The sequence below is a fragment of the Bradyrhizobium sp. AS23.2 genome (genome assembly GCF_001908185.1).
GTDB lineage: Bacteria > Pseudomonadota > Alphaproteobacteria > Rhizobiales > Xanthobacteraceae > Bradyrhizobium.
In genome coordinates this window covers 1-1,196 of record NZ_LGHM01000428.1, presented here as the reverse complement: position 1 = coordinate 1,196, position 1,196 = coordinate 1, and the positions used below count along the sequence as shown (strand labels likewise).

The window sequence follows — 1,196 nt, the reverse complement described above, 5'->3', positions numbered from 1 at the left end:
TGAACGGCAGCGGTAACGTGACGCCACCCACGGTCAAGTACTCGAACTGCCCATCGACTATTCCGATGTCCGGCTGTGCCTACCGTAAATCACATCCGGCCATATTGATGGTGCAGTCCAGCCAGGATCGGGCGGCAGACGATATTCCCGGCCCACTCAACGCTGCGAGGGACCGGGGCATCCTTTTTCAATGACAAATGAGTTCGCGTGGCGTTGTAGTAATCCTTGTATGACAGCAGGACGTGGCGCAGATGGCGTTCGCCGAAGACTGCGACATGATCATTGCATTCCCTTCGGATTGAACCGATCAACCGTTCTGCGTAGCCGTTTTGCCAGGGTGAGCGGAAAGACGTCGGGCGGTCTCGAATGCCGATCGACCGAACCCGGCCGACAAAAATCTCGCCATCAGCTCGATCGCGGTCCCTGCTTAAGTAACGAGGGATTTGCTCCCAGCCACAGGCTTCCGTGAGCTGATTGGCGAGCCATTCGGCCGTCGGGTGCGCGGTCACTCCAAACCACAGGATCTGCCGCCGGCCATGGTCTATGATCAGCAAGCCATAGAGTAGTCGGAACGAGATTGTCGGCACGACGAAGAGGTCCATTGCGACAATGCCATCCGCATGGTTGCGAAGGAACGTCTTCCATCCCTGCGCGGGAGAGCCCCTCCTCCGCGCCATATACTTGGCGACGCTGGTCTGGCCGATCTCGATGCCGAGCTTGAGAAGCTCTCCGTGGATTCTCGGCGCTCCCCACAACGGGTTGGCGATGCTCATCTCGCGGATCAGCCGGCGAATCTCCAACAGTACAGTTGGTCGGGCGCAGCGGTTCCGCGATTTCCAGCGCCAATACGACCTGAAACCGGCACGGTGCCAACGGATGACCGTATCGGGCTTCACAATCGTCAGCGCCTTGATGGTATTAGGCACCAAACGATACAGCCCAACAGAGATCAGGCGATCCATGGCACTGAAGGCCACTCTCCTCGGCACATGCCGTCGCTGGATGTTAAGTTGATGACGAAGGATCAGGATCTCAGCTTCCAACGAGACCCGCGACCGGAACAATAAGACCAGCACCGACCAGACCAGGCTGTAAGCTTCTCTCATGAGACAGAAGCATTGCGCGATTCGGCCTCACGGGCCAGCTGGATTAGGTTTCCGACAGGGACAAGGGAGGCATGATGGGCGGCGGCGGAC

1 protein-coding gene is annotated in these 1,196 nt (G+C 58.4%); it reads right to left on the bottom strand.

What is annotated here, in order from left to right; genetic code table 11:
- Window positions 1-89: 89 nt before the first annotated feature.
- Window positions 90-1,106, bottom strand: a complete 1,017-nt coding sequence (locus AC630_RS47695) for an integrase core domain-containing protein (protein ID WP_074124454.1) — start codon at window positions 1,104-1,106, stop codon at window positions 90-92.
- Between the last annotated feature and the right edge of the window lie 90 nt (window positions 1,107-1,196).

Excerpts from the sequence above, each read along its gene's own strand:
- AC630_RS47695 (WP_074124454.1), bottom strand. The coding sequence starts at position 1,106 with ATGAGAGAAGCTTACAGCCTGGTCTGGTCGGTGCTGGTCTTATTGTTC.